The organism is Bacillus sp. NTK074B (genome assembly GCF_017303375.1).
Classification (GTDB): Bacteria; Bacillota; Bacilli; order Bacillales; family Bacillaceae_B; genus Rossellomorea.
Genome location: NZ_JAFKOH010000001.1, coordinates 64,470 through 89,003 on the forward strand (window position 1 = coordinate 64,470; position 24,534 = coordinate 89,003).

The 24,534-nt window shown below is 41.3% G+C and carries 24 protein-coding genes and 1 pseudogene; 19 read left to right on the forward strand and 6 right to left on the reverse strand.

All coding sequences use genetic code 11. The features are described from left to right. Positions 1-6: 6 nt before the first annotated feature. Entirely contained in the window at positions 7-642 is a 636-nt protein-coding gene (locus JI667_RS00365) for an FMN-dependent NADH-azoreductase (RefSeq protein WP_206848884.1), read from the forward strand. A gap of 96 nt (positions 643-738) precedes the next feature. Beyond that, the gene (locus JI667_RS00370; RefSeq protein WP_206848885.1) at positions 739-924 is read left to right on the forward strand and encodes a hypothetical protein; all 186 of its coding nucleotides are present in this window, start codon (positions 739-741) and stop codon (positions 922-924) included. 90 nt (positions 925-1,014) lie between these two features. Here JI667_RS00370 and safA read toward each other — a convergent pair whose 3' ends face one another. Then, complete coding sequence (gene safA / locus JI667_RS00375; protein WP_206848894.1) at positions 1,015-1,644, reverse strand: SafA/ExsA family spore coat assembly protein; 630 nt, start codon at positions 1,642-1,644, stop codon at positions 1,015-1,017. 201 nt (positions 1,645-1,845) lie between these two features. On the opposite strand from safA, the gene JI667_RS00380 reads away from it, so the two are divergent. The 3 genes and pseudogenes from JI667_RS00380 (at position 1,846) to JI667_RS00390 (ending at position 3,525) form a co-directional block, all read left to right on the forward strand. Then, entirely contained in the window at positions 1,846-2,016 is a 171-nt protein-coding gene (locus JI667_RS00380; RefSeq protein WP_206848897.1) for a tRNA U-34 5-methylaminomethyl-2-thiouridine biosynthesis protein, read from the forward strand. Between the two features lie 54 nt (positions 2,017-2,070). Beyond that, a complete protein-coding gene (locus JI667_RS00385; protein WP_206848899.1) occupies positions 2,071-2,817 on the forward strand; it encodes an HAD family hydrolase in 747 nt (248 codons plus the stop codon). Beyond that, positions 2,814-3,525: pseudogene (locus JI667_RS00390) on the forward strand (nucleotidyltransferase domain-containing protein). Before JI667_RS00385 ends, JI667_RS00390 begins: the two are co-directional and overlap by 4 nt. Positions 3,526-3,585: 60 nt before the next feature. Here the strand turns inward: JI667_RS00390 and JI667_RS00395 are convergent. Continuing rightward, a complete protein-coding gene (locus tag JI667_RS00395) occupies positions 3,586-3,981 on the reverse strand; it encodes a sporulation protein (RefSeq protein WP_206848907.1) in 396 nt (131 codons plus the stop codon). A gap of 358 nt (positions 3,982-4,339) precedes the next feature. On the opposite strand from JI667_RS00395, the gene JI667_RS00400 reads away from it, so the two are divergent. From JI667_RS00400 to JI667_RS00445, 10 genes are all read left to right on the forward strand, one after another. Further along, on the forward strand, positions 4,340-6,463 hold the full coding sequence (locus JI667_RS00400) for a peptidoglycan D,D-transpeptidase FtsI family protein (protein ID WP_206850453.1): 2,124 nt from the start codon (positions 4,340-4,342) through the stop codon (positions 6,461-6,463). Positions 6,464-6,681: 218 nt separating this feature from the next. After that, entirely contained in the window at positions 6,682-8,583 is a 1,902-nt protein-coding gene (locus JI667_RS00405; RefSeq protein ID WP_206848909.1) for an IucA/IucC family protein, read from the forward strand. Next, the gene (locus JI667_RS00410; protein ID WP_206848911.1) at positions 8,549-10,525 is read left to right on the forward strand and encodes an IucA/IucC family protein; all 1,977 of its coding nucleotides are present in this window, start codon (positions 8,549-8,551) and stop codon (positions 10,523-10,525) included. The genes JI667_RS00405 and JI667_RS00410 overlap by 35 nt, the downstream gene beginning before the upstream one ends. Then, positions 10,522-11,733 carry an MFS transporter gene (locus tag JI667_RS00415; RefSeq protein WP_206848913.1) on the forward strand — a complete coding sequence of 404 codons (1,212 nt, stop codon included), beginning with the start codon at positions 10,522-10,524 and terminating at the stop codon, positions 11,731-11,733. The genes JI667_RS00410 and JI667_RS00415 overlap by 4 nt, the downstream gene beginning before the upstream one ends. Before the next feature lie 3 nt (positions 11,734-11,736). After that, entirely contained in the window at positions 11,737-12,972 is a 1,236-nt protein-coding gene (locus tag JI667_RS00420; protein WP_206848915.1) for a type III PLP-dependent enzyme, read from the forward strand. A 76-nt stretch (positions 12,973-13,048) separates the two neighbouring features. Next, entirely contained in the window at positions 13,049-13,213 is a 165-nt protein-coding gene (locus JI667_RS00425; RefSeq protein ID WP_206848917.1) for a hypothetical protein, read from the forward strand. 134 nt (positions 13,214-13,347) lie between these two features. Further along, positions 13,348-13,593, forward strand: a complete 246-nt coding sequence (locus tag JI667_RS00430) for a nucleotidyltransferase family protein (protein ID WP_206848919.1) — start codon at positions 13,348-13,350, stop codon at positions 13,591-13,593. 87 nt (positions 13,594-13,680) lie between these two features. Further along, entirely contained in the window at positions 13,681-14,160 is a 480-nt protein-coding gene (locus JI667_RS00435; RefSeq protein ID WP_206848921.1) for a YjdJ family protein, read from the forward strand. Positions 14,161-14,265: 105 nt separating this feature from the next. Then, the gene (locus JI667_RS00440; RefSeq protein ID WP_206848923.1) at positions 14,266-14,676 is read left to right on the forward strand and encodes a MerR family transcriptional regulator; all 411 of its coding nucleotides are present in this window, start codon (positions 14,266-14,268) and stop codon (positions 14,674-14,676) included. A 42-nt stretch (positions 14,677-14,718) separates the two neighbouring features. Beyond that, positions 14,719-15,987, forward strand: a complete 1,269-nt coding sequence (locus tag JI667_RS00445) for a hemolysin family protein (RefSeq protein WP_206848925.1) — start codon at positions 14,719-14,721, stop codon at positions 15,985-15,987. Positions 15,988-16,353: 366 nt separating this feature from the next. On the opposite strand, the gene JI667_RS00450 is transcribed toward JI667_RS00445, so the two are convergent. Both JI667_RS00450 and JI667_RS00455 read right to left on the reverse strand, forming a co-directional pair. After that, positions 16,354-16,746, reverse strand: coding sequence for an SET domain-containing protein (locus JI667_RS00450; RefSeq protein WP_206848932.1), 393 nt, complete (start codon positions 16,744-16,746; stop codon positions 16,354-16,356). Between the two features lie 104 nt (positions 16,747-16,850). Then, positions 16,851-18,164, reverse strand: coding sequence for a D-alanyl-D-alanine carboxypeptidase family protein (locus JI667_RS00455; protein ID WP_206848934.1), 1,314 nt, complete (start codon positions 18,162-18,164; stop codon positions 16,851-16,853). Positions 18,165-18,427: 263 nt separating this feature from the next. Here JI667_RS00455 and JI667_RS00460 point away from each other — a divergent pair, with 263 nt between their 5' ends. From JI667_RS00460 to JI667_RS00475, 4 genes are all read left to right on the forward strand, one after another. Then, positions 18,428-19,441 (forward strand): S66 family peptidase, encoded by a 1,014-nt coding sequence (locus JI667_RS00460; protein ID WP_206848942.1) that lies wholly within the window; start codon positions 18,428-18,430, stop codon positions 19,439-19,441. A gap of 242 nt (positions 19,442-19,683) precedes the next feature. After that, on the forward strand, positions 19,684-20,229 hold the full coding sequence (locus tag JI667_RS00465; protein ID WP_206848944.1) for a GNAT family N-acetyltransferase: 546 nt from the start codon (positions 19,684-19,686) through the stop codon (positions 20,227-20,229). Then, positions 20,226-21,242 (forward strand): serine hydrolase domain-containing protein, encoded by a 1,017-nt coding sequence (locus JI667_RS00470; protein WP_368077865.1) that lies wholly within the window; start codon positions 20,226-20,228, stop codon positions 21,240-21,242. Before JI667_RS00465 ends, JI667_RS00470 begins: the two co-directional genes overlap by 4 nt. Before the next feature lie 86 nt (positions 21,243-21,328). After that, positions 21,329-21,646 (forward strand): hypothetical protein, encoded by a 318-nt coding sequence (locus JI667_RS00475; protein ID WP_206848946.1) that lies wholly within the window; start codon positions 21,329-21,331, stop codon positions 21,644-21,646. A gap of 1,295 nt (positions 21,647-22,941) precedes the next feature. On the opposite strand, the gene JI667_RS00480 is transcribed toward JI667_RS00475, so the two are convergent. Together JI667_RS00480 and JI667_RS00485 are read right to left on the reverse strand one after the other, a co-directional pair. Continuing rightward, on the reverse strand, positions 22,942-23,091 hold the full coding sequence (locus JI667_RS00480; RefSeq protein WP_206848948.1) for a DUF2639 domain-containing protein: 150 nt from the start codon (positions 23,089-23,091) through the stop codon (positions 22,942-22,944). Between the two features lie 61 nt (positions 23,092-23,152). After that, complete coding sequence (locus JI667_RS00485) at positions 23,153-24,223, reverse strand: undecaprenyldiphospho-muramoylpentapeptide beta-N-acetylglucosaminyltransferase (protein ID WP_280515454.1); 1,071 nt, start codon at positions 24,221-24,223, stop codon at positions 23,153-23,155. Positions 24,224-24,534: the final 311 nt, after the last annotated feature.

Sequence of the window (24,534 nt, forward strand, 5' to 3'; positions counted from 1 at the left end):
ATTTACATGACAAAGGTTTTATATATTACAGCTCATCCCCACGATGACACACAGTCTTATAGTATGGCTGTAGGAAAGGCATTTATTGATTCTTATAAGGAAGCAAACCCTACGCATGAAATTGTTAATGTTGACTTATATAAGGAGAACATTCCACATATCGATGCAGATGTATTCAGTGGATGGGGTAAATTACAATCAGGTAATGGTTTTGAAGAACTGTCACAAGAAGAACAAGCAAAAGTGGGACGACTGGGTGAATTGTCCGATCAGTTTGTTGAGGCGGACAAATACATCTTCGTTACACCATTTTGGAATTTCTCATTCCCACCTGTAATGAAAGCTTATATTGACTCTGTATCCGTTGCTGGCAAAGCCTTTAAATATACAGAACAGGGTCCTGTAGGGCTTCTGACGGATAAGAAGGCTCTACACATCCAAGCACGTGGAGGAATTTATTCAGAGGGACCTGCTGCCGCGATGGAAATGGGCCACCGCTACCTTGAAGTGATGATGCAATTCTACGGCGTCCCTTCATTTGAAGGATTGTTCGTTGAAGGACATGCTGCAATGCCTGATAAAGCAGATGAAATCAAAGAAAATGCGATTGCAAGAGCAAAGGATTTAGCTCAAACGTTTTAATAGAAGGAGAGCCAGCGTGTTGGCTCTCTTTTTTATTTTTCAAAAAATGAAACTTCACCAGACGTTCACCCGTAAACATACAAGGGAGGTGAGTATGTGAAAGATCAAGTGTTTATGGATATCAACATTAGTAAGGAAGAGTCACTGGCGGAATTGTTACAAGGAATTGTTTTAAGAAAAAGGGAAGAAGCGGGAACTCATTCGGTTTATGTACAAGAGGTTATCCCTACATATCCTGGTAGTTTTACAATCATTCTTGAAATCGACCGATCCATATATTAATCATATGTAGAATTCTCATTAAAAAAATGACCCTGGTTTCGATACCAGAGTCATTTTATGATGTAACAAGGAGTTTATTCTTTGGAATATTTACCTTTTAATAAACATTTGAGTCCAATAATGGCCGTACGATCCACCTTTCACATACCCAACTCCGATTTCAGTATATGTCGGGGAAAGGATATTTTTTCTATGACCTTCGCTATTCATCCAGGCCTCTACAACTTCTGCAGGCGTTCTCTGACCGGCAGCGATGTTTTCTCCTGCTGCTTGATAAGAAATGCCGAAATCTTTCATCATTTGGAATGGAGATCCGTACGTCGGGGAAGTGTGACTGAAGTAGTTCTTATTAATCATGTCTTCAGATTTGTACCTCGCCACCCTGGATAACTCCCAGTTTTCCTTTAGAGGAGGGAGACCGACTTTTGAACGTTCCACATTGACCAATTTCACCACTTCATATGTATAGTTTTGAGAAGTGGAATTTACACCTGGAATATTCAAGCTTTGACCAGGGTAAATCATATTTGGATTACTGATCTGGGGGTTAGCTGAGATTAATTCAGATACACCCACCTGATTCTTAACAGCAATCTTCCACATCGTATCTCCATATGTAACTTTGTAAGTACCTGCAGCGGAAACCTTGGATGAATTACCAAAACCAAAGACTAAAGTGACAGACAACAATGAGATAAATAAAAGTTTTAAAGTTTTCATAGTTCTATTGAAATATAATTCTGTAAACTTTTAAACAGGTAGTTGTTACCACCAGTATAAAAAGCCCATTAAATCAGAACATAGTAAATATTTCTAGCGTGTCAGACGGTTACTTTTTTATCATGAACTCATCCGAATTATGGTCATAATTGATATAATAATAGATACTAAAGTTGGTCTGATTTGAAAGGAGAGCGTTATATGAAGTCCATTTTATTATTGACATTCGGTGCCGTTCTAGGTTGGGGCATTAGCGGCTTCTTCACGAACGGTTTTGAAACAGATTATCTTTTTATCTTAATCTTGGGTATCGTTGTAGGATACATCATAGGACAGAGGAAGGAGAAAGAAGATATAACAGAGTCTCTATGAATATTGTAGCATTCAAATCACATATCTATAAATAGATAAAGGAAGAGAACTTTCATGAAACCTCTATGTCTTAATGGCTATGAAGTATTCTTATTTGATCTGGATGATACGTTATTCGATCATTCAGAAGCTTATGAAAGGGGAGTTATAAATACCATTGCCAATTTCCCCTTGATATCCAATCTTGATTCAGCTGAATTTTTGCGAATATTCACTTCGCACAATCATAATTTGTGGCCCAAATTTGCCTCTAATGAAATAAGCTTTGAGAGATTCTCCTCCATGAGGTTTGAAAATACTTTGAGGGATTTCAATATAAACATAGACGGCACACCCGAACTTCTACAGCAGATGGTTAAAACTTTCCAGATTTCATATATACAGCAGATACAACCTCAAACCAGAACTCACCGTTTCCTTTCTGATGTATCAAAGTATGTAAAAGTGGGGATCGTCACAAATGGGACGGTATTTAATGCTTACGAAAAGGTTAAGCGACTTGGCCTAGACGATATCTTCCCGGACACCGCGATCATTGTTTCCGAGCGGATAGGTTTCGCCAAGCCGCAAATAGAAATATTTGAACATGCACTGGAACTGTTTAGAGTAGAAGCATGCAAGGCCCTCTTTATTGGTGACAACTATTTCACTGATATTTCCGGGGCAGATTCCATTGGAATGGATACAATTTGGATTAATAAACATGACTATGAATGTCCAGGAAGTGTATATCCGTCTTATACAGTAAAACATTTGCTGGCTATGGAAGAATTAATCTACAGAAAAGAGTGGCTAAGATGAAAAGACCAACAGCGATTGATGCAGCCAAGAAATTCATAGAATTACACTTCCCAACGAGTCAAGCCGCCATTCTCGCAGGGAGTGTTGTAAGGGGAGAAGAGACTTCCACATCAGATCTCGATATTGTCGTCATCCATGAACAGACCCCCTCTGAATACCGCGAATCCCTTATCGAATTCGGTTGGCCGATAGAAGTTTTCGTACACAATCAGCATACCATCCGTCAATATTTTCAATCTGACTGTGAGAGGACCAGACCATCACTGCCAAGAATGGTAGCAGAGGGCATTCCCCTCATCAAACATCCTGTCATCACAGCACTCAAACAAGAGGCGAACTCATTATTGAGGGACGGACCTCCAAGCTGGTCATTACAAACCATTGAAAGGAAGAGGTATTTTCTTACAGATGCTCTCGATGACTTCATCGGATCAACGAATCGGGGGAGAAAGTCTATGCATTGCCAATACAATAGGCGAATCGCTTCATGAATTTGTGCTCAGAACGAATGGTCATTGGGTCGGATCTTCAAAATGGATCATCCGAGCATTAAAGGAATATGATCTGCAATTCGCCAGCGAATATGTAGACGCTTTTGAACAATTCTATCGAAAGGACGAAAAGAACGCCATTGTGAAATTGGTTGATACCGTACTCGATGGCCATGGTGGCAGATTGTTTGAAGGATTTTCGATGGGTAAGAAATAAACTTGATGTACTATAAAAAAAGCCCTTCTGGAAAATTGAAGGGCTTTTTCTGCATGATCATTATATCAAAATCTGAAACTCATCATGATCCACACTATTCACACCATCATCGAAGACCAGGCGTGTGACAAACTTATAGGAAAGTGTTTCACTGCTCGGCGGGAACGTATCTGAAAGTCTGCACGAAAAGTGAATGGACCGTTGTTCATTTGCTTTCATGGTGGATGAACTTAATATGGTATTTTGGTGAAGAACAGATGAACGATCCATGGAGTGATTATACTGAAGGAGGTCCGTTTCGATCCTCTTTAATTTCTGTTCGACCCTTCCTCCGGTAAGTTCATATTCACCCTTGATGACATCACCTGGGCGGAACTCCTTTTTATTCAATACTAAATCAATCTTTGTTGCCCCGATACCGAATCTGCACATCAGTTTACTAAACATAACAGCCATTCAACCTCTCATTCATCTAGTTACCAATTCTACGTATTATGGAGATCTTTGGTTTCAATTATCTGCACCTAATCTACGACTATATTCTAAAAGAAAGAAACCCCATTTGTCTATATTCCTCCTTCGACATATTTCGCGTTTAGTTCTGTTAGCCTTCACTCCACAATTCCTGTATCTAACTACAACACTCATGTAGTAAATTAAATGGAATTTGTTCCATATAGAGGTAGAAAAATAGTCGAAAATTCTATAAAATAGGACTAGAACATTATCATATTTTGGTAAAATACGAGCTTAAAAGGGGTTATTAAAATTGAAGGATAAGAAGAAAAAGAAAAAAACCCATGTCCCATTGAGAATGAATTTACTGTTTATTTCGGTCTTTTTTCTATTTTCACTTCTGATTCTTCGTCTTGGGATTGTGCAAATCGTGCAGGGAAACCATTATGAAGCAGAAGTCGCAAGAACCGAGAATGTCAAATCCCATAATGGAACACCTCCGAGAGGGAAAATCTATGACCGATACCGGAATGTCATCGTCGACAACGTTCCATTGAATGCCATTACGTACACAAGAACACAAACGACGAAACCTAAAGATATGCTGAAGGTCGCTGAGGAATTGGCTGAATTGATTGAAATGGACACAAAAAAAATCACCGATCGTGATCGCCAGGATTTCTGGCTCCTCACACATCCAGATGAAGCCGAAAAACTGGTTACCAAAGAAGAAATAAAGAAGCTGGAAGATGACGAAGATCTTGCAGAGGATGACAGAAACAAAAAAATTTACGAAATGCAGTTAGAGAGGATCACGAAAAAGGATATTGAGTCATTCTCTGATCAGGAAAAAGAAGTATTGGCGATTTTCCGTGAGTTCAATACGGGATATGCCCTCAGTCCTCAGATCATTAAGAATAAGGATGTATCTATGGAGGAGATGGCGAGGGTGAGTGAACGTTTGTCGGAAATGCCCGGCGTTAACGTTACGACCGATTGGGAACGGAAGTATGTGAATGACAGTACGTTGCGGACGATTCTGGGAAGGGTTTCCACCTCTCAACAAGGTCTGCCTAGCGAACTGGTAACAGCTTATAAGGCTCAGGGCTATGCTTTGAATGATCGGGTAGGAACGAGCTATTTTGAGTCTGAGTATGAAAATGTCCTTAAAGGGCAAAAAGAAGAAATCGAATATATTACGAAAAACGGGAGTGTCCTGGACACTCAGCTCGTAAGCGAGGGACATAGCGGAAAAGACGTAGTTTTGACCATTGACTTAAAGTTGCAAAAAGAACTGGAAAAGATTGTTGAAGAAGAACTCAGTAAACAAGCATCCCAATATTGGGAATCTCCTTTTCTTGATCGGGCATTTGTCGTCATGATGGATCCCCATTCAGGTGAAATTCTTTCAATGGTTGGAAAGAAATACGGTAAGGATGAGAATGGAAAGACTGAATTACAGGACTATGCTTTAGGAACGTATACTTCTGAATATGGGGTAGGGTCTGCTGTAAAGGGTGCTACTGTATTGACGGGATATATGACCGGAGCGTTGAATGTTGGGGATGTTTTGTATGATGAAGCGATCGCAATAAAGGGCACTCCGGTTAAAAGATCATGGTTTAACCTTTCTAGAGGGCCAATGTACTTAAATGATATCGATGCCCTTGAAATTTCTTCGAACGCATACATGTTTAAAACAGCTATAAAAATCGCTGGAGGTGTATACAGGAAGGACCAGCCAATTGATATGGATCCAAAAGCGTTTGATACCATGCGAAATTACTATAGTCAGTTTGGACTTGGTGTAAAGACGGGTATTGATCTCCCTGGTGAAGTCGAAGGGTTAAAAGGTACAGAAAGAGAGCCAGGTAAGTTAATGGATTTTGCCATTGGCCAATATGATTTATATACACCTATGCAACTTGTACAATATGCATCAACAATCGCTAATGGAGGTTTCAGAATGGAACCTCATTTAATGAAGGAAATTAGGGAACCAAGTCAGGAAAGGGACAAAGTTGGACCTTTAATTTATGAAAATGATGCTAAGGTTTTAAATCGGATCGATGCAACGGAAAGACAAATTCAGCAAGTGCAGAGAGGATTTTATAAGGTCGCACATGGGAGCCAAGGTACTGCAAATAATTTTAGAAACGCACCATACGATGCAGCAGCTAAGTCCGGTACTGCGGAAGCATTTTACTATAGTCCAGAGGACAAAAGACAATATGATACCTACAACACAACCTTAATAGGCTATGCACCATACGACAACCCAGAAGTGGCTTTCTCAGTAGTGCTGCCTTATTCACACCAAGACAAAGATCCTTACGTTAATAAAACAATCGCTAAAAGAGCGATGGACAAATACTTCGAACTGAAAAAACAATACGAAAAAGACGGCTACTTCAACTCTTCAACCGAAGAGAAAGTACGCAATGCAGATCAGCTTGAAGATCAGGAAACGACAGAGGAATAATGAAAGAGCAGCCCTTTTGAACCAAGGGCTGCTCTTTTATTTTTTCATGGGGTTCTTATTAGTATTTCATCATCATAACATGAAGGGCAGAATCACAGTAAATATATGACCATTTCAAGGACTTTCTTCCTTATTTCCGTATTTTAGATTGACAATGAGAATCATTTTCAATTAAACTTTGTAATTGAAAATGATTCTCATCAAAAGGAGGAAAAGATATGACTTTATCTACTGGGTGCCATTCAGAACAAGATGAGTACAATAGGATTCAAAAACTAGCTAATGAAAAAGTAAAACAATCAGAAACTCGTATCCTCAATAAATTAATGCAGGCCATGATACGGGAAGAACTCATTCAATACACCTATGAAACCACAGAAGAAAATGTAAAGCTCATCTACATAACACCGGTGAAAACAGCTAAGATCACCGTACCCATAAAAAATTCCTACTTCCTTGGACAGTTGGATATCGGAGGTAGAATTACTGTAAAAAAAGAAGGATCTACTACTCAAATTCATACACCGACACAGTTAATCAAAGAACTTTTCCCTAAAGTAGATTCCCGACAATTAGAACTTCTTATAAATGAACTGGAGAACAGTGTGAAAAATGACGCATTGGCATTAACGGCAGAGGAGATGCAGAAGGACCTTTACTCAGGAATAGGGACGTTTGAGTACCTGCACCGACAGTCTTCTAATACTGAGTTCAGTCCGCTTGTTTTCCTGGAGCAATCGGTCATTGAAGGCCACACACTTCATCCATGTTCGAAAACAAGGCTGGGATTAACTGGGGAAGAAGTCATGAAGTATGCTCCAGAATGGAGGGGAGAGGTGAACGTCCAGCCTGTCGCCATTCATAAAGACATTTCGTCTTTCAGCACTGTAAAAGGTGGACCGACCATGACAGAGATTTTATTGAAAGAATACCCTGCCATTGAAATTGGAATGAAGAGACAATTTAAAGAGTTACAGAAAGATCTAAAAGACTACGAAATCATCCCAGTCCACCCTTGGCAATTCGAGCATATTGTAAAGCGTTATTTTAAGGAAGAGTTGAAACAGGGACTGCTTATTCCAGTTGACATGACCATCCCTTCACAGCCGCTCATTTCGTTTCGTTCTTTAGCACCCCATAACCGGAGACATCACCATTTGAAGACAGCATTAAATGTTCAAATGACCAGTGCAAAGAGAATCGTTTCTCCTACATCGGTATGGAATGGTCCTGTAATCTCGGAACTGTTGAATATTGTTTGTATTCACGATCCGGAAATTAAGGAGAAGATACATTTTTTATCAGAATGTGGCGGGGGGCATTATCGTTCTCATCGGATAGAAGCATCTATCAATCTAGAAAAAAACTTGTCCGCTCTTATCAGAGAAAATCCTGAAAATAAGCTGGAGAAAGGACAAATAGCTGTTCCAGGAGCCGCTCTCATTAACACTTCACCAGTGTCGGGAAAGGTACTTTCACTAGAAATCATTGAAAAATGGTCAATAGAAAGAAACGTTTCTGTGGAAGCAGCTGCGGTCCATTTTATTCATGAGTACTCCAATACACTTATTCCGGGACTTATTCATTTAATCGTAAAACATGGAGTCAGTCTGGAAGCCCATCTTCAAAATGCCATCATGATCTTTGAAAACGATTGTCCAAAAACATTGATGATTCGTGACAACGGCGGAATTAGAATATTAAAACATCGCCTTCCATTAGAGTTCCAAGACGGAAGAATCAGTAACAAAACAAACTTACTTACTACAGAAGCTGTTGATCTATATAAAATGTTCTCACATGCAGTCCTGCACAACCATTTAGGCGAAATCATCGTAGGAATTATAAAGGAAACCGGACTTTCCGAAGGACTTCTGTGGGAACAGGTTACGAAAGTCATCCAATCTACAATTGATTCTATAAAAGAAGATGCAGCCCACTGCAAGAATGCATCACAATTCGAACAGGAAATCTTCGGTACAGTCACTTACTTAAAATCACTGATAAAGATGCGTCTATCTGATGTGTTTACGGAAAACGTATATATTAGCGCTCCCAATCCATTAACGCGAAAGGGGAATACTGATGAAGTTACTATCTGCAAAAATCAACTGGCTTGAAGATGAATTAAAATGTATGAGCTACCTGGAAGAAAGGCAACCGCATTTGGTTACACACTTTAAACAGAATCTAAAAAAAGGACGACAGGCGATACTGCATAAATTGGCCGCTTCCCTCTTAAGAGAAAACGTAAACTCACTATACAGCGATTCTGTACAAATTAAGAAAATAGGATCTGTCTATGTCACAAGTCTGTTAAAAGTGTACAAACAATGGGAGCCTTTCCTTCACCAGCTGCAGAACGTTGAACTAAAAGAAGGAATTTCATACAGAATGAAATCCTTCGGTGAGTATATGATCTTATTTCCCATTAAGACCGAACTCGCCTTTCAACGATTCACACTCGAAGGAGACATCGTGTGGATATCTCGGGAATCCCATCATAGTATTCAAACGGCAACCGAGCTAATGAATTTTCTGGGTCTGTCTGAAGAAGGAAAGGAACTGGTTCGTGAACTTGACAATGGTACAGCAAATCAAACACTTAGCTACGCCGCAGAATCGCACTGGAAAGAGAAGCTAAGGGATGACTCTCAATTAACCCCTTATCATTCCACATTCCAGTACATCCAAAATATGAAGAAGGTAGAACCCGCATGGAGTTCTCTCGCATTCTTCGAGCAGATGAGCGTTGAAGGTCACCATTTGCACCCTGGTTCAAAAACCAAAATGGGGATGAGTCCTCAAGAGGTTGCTACATATTCCCCGGAATTCAGGCAAACGTACAAAATTTGCTTTGTGGCGATCCGAAAAGAATGGATAGAATTCACCGAATCAGAACCGTATGTAATTGAAAAGACGTTTGAAGATATTATTCCGCGTTACCATGAATTCATGGAAGAGAACGGTCTGGCTCCTGAACTATTCCAACTCATACCCGTTCATGAATGGCAATTTCATCATGCCTTATACAGTTTATACGAGAATGAAATTGAAAAGGGGATCATCGTACCAATTGATTCAATCAGTGTTGAATGTCATGCTACATCGTCCTTTCGAACAGTCATGCCCATTACACAATCCAATCGATTTGTGAAATTGGCCGTTAACAGTCAGATGACGTCCACGGTAAGATCGATTTCCACTCAAACAGCTCTAAACAGCACCGTTTTTAGTGCTTTAGTGGGTGAAGTGCTCAGTAATGAGGCAGAGTTATCAACCTTTTTGCCACTAGATGAAATCGCCGGATACTCATTCATTTCAGATGACAATGAACAAAGAAGAAATCTGACCGTGGTTGTAAGAGAAAACAGGGAGGAAGAATTGAATGAAGATGAGGTCATGATCACTGGAAATAGCTTGTATGCAACCTCTCCTTTTTCTGAAGATACGATCCTTGCCGAGCTTCTCACAGAATACTGCGCGAATCGTAACCTGTCCATGGGAAAAGGCGCACGATTTTTCTTTAAGGACTATTTATCTGTAACACTTCCAGGCTATCTAACACTGCTAACAAAATATGGTGTTGCACTAGAAGGACATCTTCAGAATAGTATCCCTGTTTTTAAAAGAGGGAAGCCGGTTCGATTCTATTTCAGGGATTGGGGTGGGGCAAGAATTTACAAGAGGCGATTAGAAGAAAGAGGAATGTATCCGAAGTTTTACCCTGAAAGTATCACGTTGACTGAAAATAAGGAAGAAATGTATTCAAAAGCGCACTATACAATCTTCCAGAATCATTTAGGAGAGATTATCCGTCTACTTGTAGAAGCGTCAGGCGTATTTGAAGGGGAATTCTGGACGTTGGTCAAAGAGGCTTGTGACGACATTTTTTCCTCCCTGTCCCATGAAGTTCCAGTAAATGTGATAGAAGATCGTCAATTTTTATATCATAAAAAAGTAAACCACAAAGCATTGACGAAGATGAGATTGAGACCAAGCGCAGGCTATCTTTATGCTGATGTGGAAAATCCATTAGGAAAAGAAGCTGGTTTACATTGAATGATTATCCTGCTCAGCAACAGTTTGCACTGAAATCACCACCCTTTCGAAGATTTTTATACGGCAGTTTCTTCGTACGATGCTCGGACTGGATGGACTTGACCATTCTGAACTGGATTGTGTACGAGTGGACCCATTCACCACTATCCCTTGGGATCTTGAATGCGTGCAGGCTGATCCCTGTTTTCCTTTTTTCCATGTATGCAGGTGGGGTGGCTGACAAATATAATCGAAGGCAATCTCTTCTCGTCATATACAGTGGAATGCTGGTATCGACTCTTTTTATTGCGTTCATCATCGGAGAGCAAGCGTCGTTCATATTATTATTATCCGCTGTTACTGTCCGGTCCGTGTTAATGAGCTTTGAAGTGCCGATCAGAAATGCCTGGTTGGCAGACCTCGTACCAGGCAGTATGCTCGGGAGCGCCATAACCCTGCAAACAACCATTATCAATGTGGCCAGGATGGTTGGACCGGCATTTGCCGGAGTACTTTTGGGATATTTTGCTGCCAGTAACATCATGCTGTGGGTATCAGCAGGTACATTATTGGTCATATTTACCCTATTGACGGTTCCGGGTGACCAAGAAAATACAGAGCAGGGAAAAAAGCGTGAGAGTAAATCCATAAAAGACACCATTCAATACATAATAGGCCAACCTGGCATTCTCGCTGTTTTACTCGTGGCCATCGCTCCCATGATATTCGGATTCCCTTATACGACCATGCTCCCTATTTTTTCTAAAGAGCTGATGAATCTTGGTTCTGCCGGGTTTGGTTTCTTGCTTTCCATATCATCTTTAGGGGCGATTACCGCAACAGGACTCCTTGCATTTCGGCAACCGGTCATGGGAGGGAGATGGCTTATAGTATCAACCTTGGCTTTTGGGACAAGCCTTGTCCTTTTTACCACCTTTAGCGGATTTTATTTAGCATCCGCAGGACTCATGTTTCTTATAGGATTCACCAGTCAGTATTACCGGACATTGAGCAGGATCATGATCCAAATGAAGGTGGATGGGGAATATAGAGGCAGGGTCTTGAGCATCGCCCTCATGGACCGTGGCTACATTCCCCTTGGGTCCCTCTTTATTGGCTGGATTGCAAGCTCATTTGATGCATATGTTGCCGGACTTTCAATGGGACTGGGAACGATTCTGTTTACCATCCTCATAGTTCGCAGCAATCGAAATTTGTGGAAGGAGTAAAGTATGATTTCTAAAACTGTCATGGCCTTTCTTCCTTCGCTTCTGAAGATAAGGAAGAAAGAGCCGATTTGTGCCTATATTTATGATATACATGCATTAAAAAATCATGTTCAGCACCTGAGGGAGACCCTGCCGGGATACTGCGCCCTGTATTATGCTGTTAAAGCGAACCCCGATACATCTATTCTTCAGGCATTGGAAAAGGACATCGATGGATTTGATACAGCTTCTGAAGGGGAAATTGTGAAGGTCCTGAGTCTGTCAGATAAACCTATTATCTTTGGGGCACCTGCCAAAAAGGATAAGGAATTGGAGTATCTTTCTACGGGGGAACTTCAGACCGTGAATATCGAAAGCGAAAGGGATATGCAGCGGCTAAATCGGTTGGGTTCCATGGTAGGAAAGAAGCTGTCAGTGCTCATTCGTGTAAACAGTACCTATCATGTGGCAAACAGTTCACACCGAATGACCGGTGTGCCGACACAGTTTGGAATAGAAGAAGATGAGATTCCGACTCTATTGAAGAAGCTTGTAGAATTCCCTTATCTAGAAGTAAAAGGGTTTCACTTTCATGCCATGAGTAATAACCTGGATGCCCATGATCACCTGAAATTCATCTCATTTTGCAGAGATAGGATGTTAGGGTGGAAGGCCAAGTTTTCACTAGTTTCTGCCACTACATTAAATGCAGGCGGAGGCATAGGGGTAAACTATCATCAACCGGAGAATCCATTTCATTGGGAAACGTTCTCCAGTGGGTTGCATCAAATGGAAGACACATTTACTCATGAGGGGCTGCATCTTATACTGGAGCTTGGACGTTATATGGTAGCCCACTACGGATATTATGTGGCAGAAGTAATGGATATTAAGAAAAATCACGGAGAGCATTTTGCCTTGATAAGAGGAGGGACTCATCATTTACGCCTTCCGGCCGCGTGGAAAATGTCCCACCCTCATACGATTTATCCCGTGGAGAAGTGGTTTGACGAACCACTTCCGCGACCCGGGATCAAGGGAAAGAATGTAACGGTTGCCGGGGAATTGTGTACTCCCAATGACATTTTGATTCGACAGGCGTATGTCGAAAGATTACGTGCAGGGGACCTGGTCATTTTTACAATGGCGGGAGCGTATGGATGGACCATTTCACATCATGATTTCCTCTCTCATTCACATCCTGTCTTTCATTATCTGGATTCATCCTTGGAGAAAAGAAGATTTCCAGAATTGTTGTAAGTTAATTTGAAACTTTCCCTCCTTTCACTCGTATATATAGTAAAGGTGAATTTTCCTAAAGAAAGGAGTGAGTAGAATGCTATGGTGGATCATAGGTATAGCTGTTGGATTTGGAATCATTAGTGGAATCCTCAGACGTAAATTTTCTCAGAATACATTTGAAGCCGGAAATCAACATGAAAGACAGCTCCAGGAAGAAGAGCGCGTGAAGGCGAGCAGCTGGTTTCATGGAGGTCAATAGATGAACATGCCAGGGAGTATTCCCGGCATGTTTTTTTATTCTTTATATAGGGTGAAACTAAGATTAAAACCCTCTTAAGCTGGAACATATGGTAAAATAAGCTAATGTAATACACGTTTAAAAAGAGGGATAACATGTTCGAATCGGAACAGGATATTATCAATTTAGTGAAAAAAGATGCTTGGATGATGAGCATGATTGAAGCCGCCAAGATGTTACATCTGCCAGACTGGTGGATCTGTGCCGGTTTTATTAGATCAAAGGTGTGGATACACTGCATGACTATTCAAATAACACAGACTTACCGGATATTGATGTCGTATATTAAGATCCTTTCTATGAGGCTGAATGGAGGGACGGACCTCCATTCAGCCTCATAGATCAGAGGGAATCCTTATTATTACACGTTTTTCATTCTGAATATTATCATTTTATGAGGTCCGTCCCTCATAAGGGAGGAGCAGGTTATGTCTATTAGGTATTGGTCGCAATTGGGGATTGGGTTGGTTATATTGGTATTTTCGACTTTGGTTTCTTGGTATGAGGGGAGTGCATTACTTGAGGATCCTTGGGAATGGAAATATTCGGCTCCGATCAGTGAATGGATGTATGGGAGCGTTGGTGGTTCAAAGGATATTTCAGGTCTTGACTTTTTTGTTTATGCTGCCAAGTTTTCACCACTTTATCCCGCTTTGATGATTGTAAGCGCAAGCTATTTAATCGTTTTGATCGGGATCAGGTTATTGAATACGACAGGGATCCGTATCTTGCTAGTCATTTTTGGATTGATTGAACTTGGTTTATCATTCATCCTGTCCACATCTCCTACAGCAGGTGGGGAATTACTTTCCTGGCTATTTCTTTCAGTTGGTATACTGATGCTCATACTAGCTGGTACCATTCACTTGCTGCCACTGCACAGAGATAAGCATTTTTCACATCAGTGACAGCTATGAGAAGTATATTTTTATTATGTATTAAAAACCGTAACGTTTAACTGTACGGTTTTATTAAAATAAAGTATACTACTTGAGAGGTGATAACTTGGGAATTTGTATCGAATAGGCGAGCTATCCAAATTAAGCAAAGTGTCCAAGAGGACCATTGATTATTATACGAAGATGGGTTTATTAAAATGCGACAGATCAAACAATAATTATCGATATTATCATGAAGAGACTTTAAATGACCTTAAGCTGATTGAACAGTGTCAACAGATGAATATGACCCTCCATGAAATTAAAGATCGCATGATACTTCTGAAATCCAAGCAGGTGGATCAATCTGTGCTTGAAAAACAGGTCAAACATATACGAAATGAAATGAAACATTTGCATAATGAATTGCATGAAGTGCTACAGGCAATGGAAACTTTAGGGGTAGAAGATCGCAAACGTGTGTTGAAACAGGTCTCCCCACAGGCCCTGGCCTTGTTTCAAACCTTAATGGTTTTTTCTGGTTAATCCAGCATAATAGATAAACAACTACAGGAGAGTGACTTTTTTTTGGACGATATACCACTGAATTCATTAGTATTATTAGGAGCATTAATCCTTTTATCTGCCTTTTTCTCATCGGCGGAAACGGCGTACTCAAGCGTCAACAAGATCAGACTTAAGAACTTTGTAAGTGAAGGAAGAAGAGGAAGCGTCAAGGCGCATTATATTGCTGAGAATTTTGATAAAGCACTGTCAACGATACTGGTTGGGAACAACATCGTGAACATCGCTGCGGCCAGTATTTCAGCAAAGCTTGCAACTGATATTTTCGGAGGGAACACGGGACTTCTCATCAGTACATTCGTCATGACGCTGTTAATTCTCATTTTCGGGGAGATCCTCCCGAAGTCATTGGCAAAAGAAAACGCTGAAACCTACTCCCTGAGCATTTCCGGAGTGCTGTTCTTTTTAATAAAAGTCCTGACACCGATCAATTTCTTCTTCATCAAGTTGAAGGAGTTGGTATCGAAGTTCTTTTCGAAAGATCACGAGATGCCGTCAGTCACTGAGGAAGAGTTAAAAGTAATGCTTGATATTAGTGAAGAAGAAGGAGTCATCGATAAAGAGGAACGGGAATTGATTCACCGCTCCATGGATTTTGATGAAATCCTTGCAACAGAGGTCCTGACACCTAGGATCGACGTCAAGGCCGTGGAAGTGAACCGACCGATTGAAGAAATCAAAGAGATTTTCTTTGAAGAACGCTTTTCACGGATTCCGGTTTATGAGGATCATATCGATAACATTATCGGAATCCTCTCTGAAAAAGAGTTCTTTACTCACTTGATTAAGTTCGGTGAAGTGAACATCCGGGAATTGATTCGTGAACCGATGTTTATATTTGAATCTGTTAAAATCTCAACTCTTCTTACTAAGCTTCAAAAAAACAACGTGCATATGGCGATTGTAGTGGATGAATTTGGTGGGACCACCGGAATTATCACTCTTGAAGACATTTTGGAAGAGATTGTAGGGGAAATCTGGGATGAGCAAGATGAGAAAACACATTCCATGAGTAAAATCAGTGACAAAGAATATAGATTTGATTCGCAATATCAATTGGATGAATTTACTGAGCTACTCGATGTACCAGAGCCTGAAAGTTCTTACCATACCCTTGGCGGGTGGGTCGTTGAAAGCTTTGAAGACCTTCCATCAGAAGGAGACAGCTTCGATTATGAAAACTTAAAAGTGAGTGTCGAAGAAGTGGATAACCGCCGGGTACGGACCATTAAAGTTGAAATTTTAGAAGGAAAAACCGGGGACCTGGTTTAAAATACTTTCCAGATGACAGGCTGAGACGCCTGTTATTTTTTTACCTTAAACGAAAGGATATGTACCATGCGTCAGGAAGTAATGAATGAGGTCCTCTTAAAGGAACTGGAGATTGTCAATAAATGGGCTGAGGATCAGAAGGGACTTTGGTTTTGGGAGAAACTGGGTCGGATTCCATTTATGATCCTTGACCGAAGAGGGACGGACCTCAATATAACCAGGCTAATTCAAGCAGAATTCAGCTTTAACGCATTGTTTCTATTAATTATAGAGATTAATGAGAGGTCCGTCCCTCTCTATAACACAACTATATTTCTAATGAATGAGAATGAAAAAGGGACCTCCAAATCGGAAGTCCCTTTTACTTTATTCTTCTTCAGCCTTATCTTTATTAAACCAAAGTGGCTCATCATTATCCACTTCGCCGTTATAATTAATAAGCAGCTCTTCTCCGGCTTGAATGTCTTTATAGGCATAAAAGTCGAACGTATGATTATCAAAATTGATTTCATAAATCGTGTTCGGCGTATATGAATGGTTAAACAACATTCCATATCCTAATAAGAGTGCTGTGTGATTGATTCCATATTCGAATACATAATCCGCGAGGAATGTTTTCTCAATATGTTCATGTTCCTCGTTAGGATATGGGATGACCGGTGCTTCATGAACCAGTTCCCCTTTGGCTATATCCCTTTTTGCAAAAACTCCACGATTAAGATCGCCGTCGCTGAGAGACGATAGTTTCACTTCGATCATTATGCCACCTACTTTCTAAATCCTTGACTTAGCTAAGCTTGACACGAACCGGAAAGAAAAGCAACACTAAATCTTTTACATCATGATGTTTGAGGATTGACTGTTTACAAAAGATTACCGAAAAAATCCTGAATGCTGCGGGCACTTCTTACAAACCAGCTGGCTTTTTTCACTGATTCGGCTGCATAAACATCCAACCTGTAAGGTGCTTTCTTCTGATCGAAGATGTATTCTGCATCTTCACCGGGTTCGATGACCAATTGCCCGATCTTCTCTCCTTTTTCTATTGGTGCTTCAAGACTGCCGTCTTCGTCGACTTTCATATCATCAAGCTCCAGTGCGGTTTTCACCTTATCTTTCTCCTCGTCTGAAAGGCGGAGGGAGATGGGATTATCTATTTTAATGGAAACTGTTTGATCCTTGCCGTTTGGAACCGGCAGTGTGTGGTCCTTTTTCGTTTCAATGTTATCCAAATTAAAGGTTACACTCTTAAATTCTTTGAAACCATAGTCGAGGAGTTCTCTGGATTGGATAAATCGTTCTGCACTGCTCGGTTGTCCAGTCTCATCCTTCGCATCCAAAATGACGGAAATATAGCGGACCCCATTTCGTTCCGCCGTTCCTGTGAAGGTTGAACCAGCGAAGGGAGTCGTGCCTGTTTTCAGTCCGTCAGCCCCCTTATAATAGTAAGACTTCCCCTTTAAAAGACCATTTGTATTCTTCATAACCAATTCTTCACTCGTACCGGGCCTGAATACTTTAGAGGAGAGACTGGATGTCTCCAATACTTCAGGAAAATCATGGATGAGATAGTAAGCCAGTGTAGCCATGTCTTCGGCTGAAACCATATTTTCATCATCTTCACGCGTACCTTTTGGGTACATGCCCAGCATGTCATAGTTGCTAAGACCGGAAGAATTGACAAAGTGATAATGTTCAAATCCCAGTTCCTTCGCCTTGGCATTCATCATTTTCACAAATTCACCTTCGGAACCTGCCACCACTTCAGAAAGTGCGATTGCAGCACCATTTCCAGATTTAATAACCATGGCATCGTATAATTCCCTCACTGTATACTCTTCATCAGCCCTCAACGGAACATTGCTCAATCCCGGGGCATTGGCTAATTGATATACTTTATCACTTACCTTATACGTTTGATCCCACTTTATCTTTCCTGTGTCTATCGCTTCCAGTACCAGATATTCCGTCATCATTTTCGTCATGCTGGCAATACCCAGCGGTTTGTCTTCATTTTCGCTATAAACAATTTTTCCTGTATCTGCTTCAACTAATATAGCGGCATCCGCCTGAATATCCAAAGTTGATTTACCATGCGCCGTTTGCTGAAATGGCGTCACAGCCATGAATGATATCAGCAAAATCGACAGGCTTTGCTTCACCGTTTTCTTATTCAAACCATAAACCTCCAAAAAACCAATTTTACACAACCACATTATTTTACCACACAAACCTGATATACACCCCAAATCACCGGAACCGTTTCAAATCGTTCATATTATTGTAAAAAACTGTGGTGCATTCAAGGGACGGACCTTCTCTTCACAATTTTGGTTTACCATAATATGAAAGGTAAAGGTCCGTCCCTCAGGAAAATAATTCTTGTACGAGTTCTACCAATCTGGTAAAATCATGTAAATTAACCGTTGGGGGGATAGGGATGATTGTATATCCATTGCTTAGGATACATTCTACTGTAGGCGTGACCGCACCTTCTTCAGGTGTGCCACATGAGCTGCATGATTCACTGAAGAAAGCCATGGCTAAAATGGAAGAAAAGGGGTACTTCATAGAGTCTGGTGAAACCGTCTGGAAGCAGCACAAGGCAAAGTCTGCCCCTGCAGACGAGAGAGCAGCCGAATTAAATCGCATGCTCCAGGACGAGTCGATTTCACTCATCGTTCCGCCATGGGGAGGAGAACTTCTCATTGAAATCCTCGAGTTAATCGATTATGAACAAATCAAGACTAAGTGGGTGCTTGGATATTCCGATATCAGCGCCCTCTTACTTGCCATTACTTTGAAAACTGGGATTGCCACGGCACACGGGACCAACCTCATCGATTTACGAGGAGAGTATACGGATCCTACGACGAAGCAATGGGAAAATGCCCTTTCGACAGAAAAGGGCTCTTCGGTAACCCAATTTTCATCCCAAAAGTTTCAAAAAGAATGGAAGCATGATCAGCCTTCACCTCATGTATTTCATTTAACGGAGCCTACGGTCTGGAAGACCATAAGAGATGAGGACGTCGAAATGAATGGCCGATTCCTTGGGGGCTGCATCGATGTGATCAGAAACCTTATCGGCACTCCGTACGGGGATGTGGCTTCTTTCAGAAAGAAACATCTCGTTGGTGAACCTATCATTTGGTATTTTGAAAACTGTGAGATCAATACAGCTGATCTGCGCCGTACACTCGTACAAATGAAACTCGCTGGATGGTTAGACCACACTTCAGGTTTACTATTCGGGAGAAGTGCCGCTAATACTCCCGTGAATGACTATACAACCGAAGATGTTTACCATGAACTTGAAAATGAATTCCAAATACCGGTTGTATATGATATCGACTGCGGCCATCAGCCTCCTCAGATCACTTTCATTAATGGTGCATATGGGGAAGTGGAAGTGAAGGATGGAAAAGGCAGGATTAAACAAACCTTTAAATAATCCAACCTTACTGTTCTATAGCTGAAAGAGTGACTTACCAAACATGTACAGCGCAAACAGACTAAAGGATATTACACCCATACAATAGAAGTAATAAAAGGGACGCCCAAAACGGAACAGTGATCCATTTTTATAAGAGTGGTCACACTCCTCACTACGAGGAAGCAGACCGCTTTTCTGAAGTGGTGAAAAATTTCCTCAAGGTTGAAAGCCCCACATATATAAGATAAGGAGAAACAAACATGTTTACATACAAACTGAATGACAAACTTGAATTAAGATTATTGGATATCCAGGATGCAGACCGCCTTTTCGAACTGACAAATGGATCGCGCTCACATTTACGAGAGTGGCTCCCCTGGGTCGATTACACTAAGACACCGGAAGATTCAAAGGAATTCATTAAGGCTACCCGAACAGGTTTTGCAAACAATAAGAGTTTGACAACAGCTATCGTTTACGAAAATGAAATAGTAGGTATAGCTGGTTTCAATGAATTGAATTGGTCAAACAATGTTGCATATATTGGTTATTGGCTTGGGGAAGGCTACCAAGGAAAAGGAATAATGACGACCGTTGCAAAAGGATTGACGAATTACGCATTCGACTCTTATAAAATGAATAAAGTTGAAATAGCCGCTGCAGAATTCAACCACCGGAGCCGCGCAATCCCGGAAAGACTGGGCTTCACTGAAGAAGGGAAACTGAGGCAGAGAGAGTGGCTTTATGATCATTATGTTGATCATGTTGTGTATGGCATGCTCGCAAATGAGTGGAAAAAGAAGTGAAGCAGTCCTACAGGCAAGGTGTAGAAGTTCTGGTTTCCTGGGTAGAAGATATCAAAGAGAAAAACGGAAGCTCTGCAGCAGCGCTTTATATTCTTAAAGATAATCAGGTAGTGATGGAGCACTACAGTGGAAAGCACTCTCACCAAAAGCATGCAAGGTACGTGCAGGCTGATTCACAATTCAATGTGGCTTCTGCCCGGAAAAGTTATTTAGCACTTGCCATTTCCTTTGCCATATATGATAAGTATATACATTCTCTTGACGATCCAATTTCCAGATACATGCCCGAGTTGGACTCCAATCTAGTAATGGGAGTGACCATTCGTCACCTTGTTACCCATTCCCACGGTCTCGATGTGGATGAACACGGTCATTGGTTTCGTGAATTCGAAGCAGGAACAGACTGGGCTTATCGAAACACCGGAGTCGATATCATGGCTGAATTGATTCATCGAATATATGGAAAGGGTTTCCCGCAGCTATTAGAGGAGAGAGTATTTTCAGAGATAGGTTTAAAAGAAACCGGTTGGAGGACCAGTGCTGATGAAAAACTTGTAAACATTATTGGGGAAGTAGATGAGCCACCGCTTTCAGGACTTGGAACATCAAATGATGGGAAGGAGAAGAATCTATTCGTTTCCCCTCGTGAATTTGCCCTTTGGGGACAACTGCATCTAGAAAGAGGCCGGGTGAACGGAAAACAGGTTGTTCCAGCTGAAGTGATCGAGATATGTACCTCCGTACAGAATGAAGAATACAGAAATGCTTCCCTTCCTGATAACGGGCTTTTCTGGTATGTACAGGGAAATCCGAGGATAAAAAGTGAATTGGGTGAGCGTGTACCCCGTGGCTCTTATCAGATTCTCGGTGTCACCGGCCCAACGCTCCTTGTTATTCCATCTTTAAACGTTGTGGTGGCGAAGATGTATAATAAACGTTACAACTACGGTGGAAAGAATTATCTTTATTATTTAAGGGAGTTCAGCAACAAAGTATCTGATATATTCTGCTGATCTACATCTCATTTGGTAATACATTTCCATATGGACGGGTACACTATGACTTATAAATGGTCTCGTACTTTTTTGGGGGGGATCCCATGTTTCATATTGTCGTTATGTTATCAGTCTTTCTATGTTCCTTGAAATGGGGATCCTGGAGCAGATGGAAGGAATTCCTTCCCACTATCTATTACTTTGGGTTTTTCAATATGTTTTATCAATACCTCAGTTATACGGTAAAAGCTGTATGGGAACTAAACGGGTTTTTCATCAATATGTTTGTGACCGATACGCTCTATACCATGGTGGCATACCCTTGTCTTGTCGTTCTATTCCTGAGTCATTACCCGGAAGAATGGAGAATCAAGGCCGTTTATTATTTGAAATACATAGGTGTTGCCTTACTAATAGAATGAGCAGCCTTTCAGACCGATTCGATTGAGTATTTTGAAGGGTGGAACTTGTGGTGGACTTTCCTATTTTATTGTATTATGTATCCATTGCTCCGTCTCCATCATAAAAATCCTATCCGGGCATTGCTACTATCAGTATTGGTAATCGCTTTTCTTCTGAGCAGCTTTAATTATCATATATGGTGAAGAATAACTAAATTCATATACTCTAAATATGTACAAAGCCTATATCAAGTGATACACCGCTGTTAATTTCCGTGCAAGACTTCGCTTTCCGCGGGTGTAAGGCAAGCCTCCTCACAGGTTTCGCTCCTGCGTGTTCTCACCTATTCCGCTTTTCCCTTAATACATGGAATAAGCTTTAGCACTGAAAATTAAAAATCCGAGCGAGTATGATTTTCATCCAATCACTCGTTCGGATTTTATTTAGCTGAAATCCTTTTGGCCCAGCCTCTTTCTTTTAGGCTGTTTTCGCAAAGATTGTCGCTATTCTCATACAAACTAATATGTACGATGCTCTGTCATTTAAGTTGTGGTGCAGGAGGGTGAAGGGAACTGCTCCGCTTTCCACGGACGTTCGGCCGAGCCTCCTCAGCACAATTTGCTTCCGGGGTCTCGGCGCGCCCGTTTTCCGTAGGAGTCTACGCAGTTCCCTTCACCCTCTAGAGTAGTAAGTGTCGACAGAGCAAAATAGATCGTGAACATCGGTTGTGGAAGGGTAATGGACGATTAAATAAAATCGTCCACTACAACAAATGAATAAGCAGTGGCATAAGCAAACTCCACATTTTCTTTATGGTTGTAAAACATAGTTGATTCTCGCTGCAGGTGCTCGACTCCGGCGGGAAACGCTGGACAGCACGAAATGCGGAGGCGGCTCGTTCAGCCCCGACAAGCATAAGATGAATGGACTAAGAAGGCGTCCTTTTGCCTTCTTGGGCCATTTAGCTTATGACCTCGAGGGGCTAGCCGCCGTAGCTGGACAGCACGAAAAGCGGAGGCGGCTCGTTCAGCCCCGACAAGCATAAGATGAATGGACTAAGAAGGCGTCCTTTTGCCTTCTTGGGCCATTTAGCTTATGACCTCGAGGGGCTAGCCGCCGTAGCTGGACAGGTGAGACCCCGCAGGGCCTGAGGAGGCTCACCGCCAGCCCCGCGGAAAGCGAGCACCACTCGCTGCAATCAACAGCCACTCGCTACATCCAAAAGCAACAATGTTTACGAAAACAGCCTTTCAAAAAAAAGGAACTGTATCTGGTAGCTTACTCAAGATAAGCATCACCAGTCCAGCTCCTATTATCACTTCTTTTTAGACAGCTTTTCAAAATATAGATTTCGTACAACAAAGGTTTTATAATTCTCCAGTTTTCTTTTCTCAACGGGATGATGATTGATTCCCATCTTTTTAAGCTCCTGAAGGTACCAACCCTTTGAATACTGATATGCCATACCCCAACTCCCCCTAAGACCATTTATATATTATATGCTTGAAGGGGAGTGCAATGACCACTTATCTGGACATTGTTGATAGTTCCTTATACATGTCTTGAATGGTAAACGCTTTTTCGCCCTTATCCATATGTTGGATCATCGTGTCCCTGTTTGCCTTCAGTTCATTGACGCTCGCCATGAAACTCTCTTCGTTCAGATCTTCTTCTTCTAATTTCATCGCATAACCGTGTTTCACGAAGCTATTTGCATTGAGGATTTGATCGCCCCGGCTCGCTTCCCTGGATAGCGGGATCAATAACATCGGTTTCTTTAAGGCAAGAAATTCAAAGATTGAGTTAGAACCTGCCCGGGAAATCACGAAATCTGTCATGGCCAGGTAGTGAGGTAGTTCACCCTTGATGAATTCATATTGACGATACCCCTTTTGAGTTAGGAAGTCATCAACATTTCCCTTCCCACATATATGAATGATCTGGAACTGTAAAAGCAGTTCTTGAAGATTCCCTCTCACTGCTTCATTGATTTTCCTTGCTCCCAGACTTCCTCCCATGATCATCAATATAGGCAGTTCATTATAATATCCCGTTAATCTCTTTCCTTCACTGGCATCACCCGTAAACAATTCTTCCCGGATGATGGCACCGGCGCATAATGATTTCTCACTAGGGAGCGATTTGACCGTTTCAGGAAATGTAGTGAATATCTTTGTTGCAAAAGGAACCGCCAGCTTATTTGCGAGTCCGGGCGTTACATCGGACTCATGAATTGCCACAGGAATCTTCGCTATTTTAGCTGCCATGACGACGGGTACTGAAACAAATCCCCCTTTTGAAAAGATGATATCGGGCTTTACCTTCCGAATGATGGATAGTGCATCAAACACCCCTTTCATCACACGAAAAGGATCGGAGAAATTCTTCCAGGAAAAATATCTTCGAAGTTTCCCGCTAGAGATGCTCTTATAAGGGATATGAGGAAACTGCTCAGTAATGATATCCCTTTCAATCCCGTCTTCCGAGCCTATATATGTTATATCCCAACCCTCTTTTTCAAAGTATGGGATCAATGCTGTATTGACTGTGACGTGACCTGCTGATCCTCCACCTGTAAATAAAATGCGTTTCATCATATGTACTAAGCTCCTAACTCCATAATCTCATATTCATATTACTAACCATTATACACTTTACCAAAAATACAGACGGGATAGAACTACGAATATTTGACATTCGGAGTGAAAGGATCCTTTTTTCCCTGTACCATGATGCTTCTATCCCATATAATCGGCTACATTGCTTCCACTCATGGTGACCAACCGTGATCCTCCGCCAGGGCGAGTCGTCCCCCGACGTTCAGGTAATCCTCTGTGAATACCCGTTAAGAATCATTGCTTCACAAATATATTTCACTCTCTATACTTTTTAAAATATGGTACAGTAT

Bases quoted from the DNA above. Each gene is read 5' to 3' on its own strand.
- JI667_RS00480 (WP_206848948.1), bottom strand. From the start codon at position 23,091: ATGGCATATCAGTATTCAAAGGGTTGGTACCTTCAGGAGCTTAAAAAG.
- JI667_RS00405 (WP_206848909.1), top strand. From the start codon at position 6,682: ATGACTTTATCTACTGGGTGCCATTCAGAACAAGATGAGTACAATAGG.
- JI667_RS00410 (WP_206848911.1), top strand. From the start codon at position 8,549: ATGAAGTTACTATCTGCAAAAATCAACTGGCTTGAAGATGAATTAAAA.
- JI667_RS00435 (WP_206848921.1), top strand. From the start codon at position 13,681: ATGTCTATTAGGTATTGGTCGCAATTGGGGATTGGGTTGGTTATATTG.
- JI667_RS00450 (WP_206848932.1), bottom strand. From the start codon at position 16,746: ATGATCGAAGTGAAACTATCGTCTCTCAGCGACGGCGATCTTAATCGT.
- JI667_RS00485 (WP_280515454.1), bottom strand. From the start codon at position 24,223: ATGATGAAACGCATTTTATTTACAGGTGGAGGATCAGCAGGTCACGTC.
- safA (WP_206848894.1), bottom strand. From the start codon at position 1,644: ATGAAAACTTTAAAACTTTTATTTATCTCATTGTTGTCTGTCACTTTA.
- JI667_RS00400 (WP_206850453.1), top strand. From the start codon at position 4,340: ATGAATTTACTGTTTATTTCGGTCTTTTTTCTATTTTCACTTCTGATT.
- JI667_RS00475 (WP_206848946.1), top strand. From the start codon at position 21,329: ATGTTTCATATTGTCGTTATGTTATCAGTCTTTCTATGTTCCTTGAAA.
- JI667_RS00460 (WP_206848942.1), top strand. From the start codon at position 18,428: ATGATTGTATATCCATTGCTTAGGATACATTCTACTGTAGGCGTGACC.
- JI667_RS00430 (WP_206848919.1), top strand. From the start codon at position 13,348: ATGTTCGAATCGGAACAGGATATTATCAATTTAGTGAAAAAAGATGCT.
- JI667_RS00425 (WP_206848917.1), top strand. From the start codon at position 13,049: ATGCTATGGTGGATCATAGGTATAGCTGTTGGATTTGGAATCATTAGT.
- JI667_RS00380 (WP_206848897.1), top strand. From the start codon at position 1,846: ATGAAGTCCATTTTATTATTGACATTCGGTGCCGTTCTAGGTTGGGGC.
- JI667_RS00365 (WP_206848884.1), top strand. From the start codon at position 7: ATGACAAAGGTTTTATATATTACAGCTCATCCCCACGATGACACACAG.
- JI667_RS00395 (WP_206848907.1), bottom strand. From the start codon at position 3,981: ATGGCTGTTATGTTTAGTAAACTGATGTGCAGATTCGGTATCGGGGCA.
- JI667_RS00420 (WP_206848915.1), top strand. From the start codon at position 11,737: ATGATTTCTAAAACTGTCATGGCCTTTCTTCCTTCGCTTCTGAAGATA.
- JI667_RS00465 (WP_206848944.1), top strand. From the start codon at position 19,684: ATGTTTACATACAAACTGAATGACAAACTTGAATTAAGATTATTGGAT.
- JI667_RS00385 (WP_206848899.1), top strand. From the start codon at position 2,071: ATGAAACCTCTATGTCTTAATGGCTATGAAGTATTCTTATTTGATCTG.